We start from the raw sequence: 311 nt of genomic DNA, 5'->3' as shown, positions 1-311 counted from the left end.
TCAAAAATTTAAAATCGCTCAAATTGCAGAGGAACTCAAGATATCCCGACCTACGGTCTATAAATATTTAGAAATGTCATTTGAAGAAATAAAAGAATATCTTAGTAGTTCTATAAAAAAATCCAAGAAGTTAGATTTATATCGTGATTGGATTGTTGCCTGGTTAGAGGAGTATCCTCACTTAAGTGCAGCACAAATTAGAGATTGGCTGTTAGAAAGGTATCCAGATTTTAGTGTCGGGGAAAGCACGGTTCGCTTATATGTAAGGGAAATTCGTGAAATTTATCAAATTGAGAAAAAAGTAAAGGTTC

At 33.4% G+C, this 311-nt stretch carries 1 protein-coding gene; it reads left to right on the top strand.

Annotated elements, in window-relative coordinates; genetic code table 11:
- Nucleotides 1-311: helix-turn-helix domain-containing protein (locus ACJ2A9_RS23890; RefSeq protein WP_441424125.1), on the top strand; the 311-nt coding region annotated here is incomplete at both ends.

Origin of the sequence: Anaerobacillus sp. MEB173 (assembly GCF_052119505.1) — a bacterium.
In the GTDB taxonomy this organism is placed as follows: Bacteria; Bacillota; Bacilli; order Bacillales; family JBJMAU01; genus JBJMAU01.
Note: the sequence above shows the minus strand (reverse complement) of the source record. Positions and strands in the feature narration are given on the sequence as shown.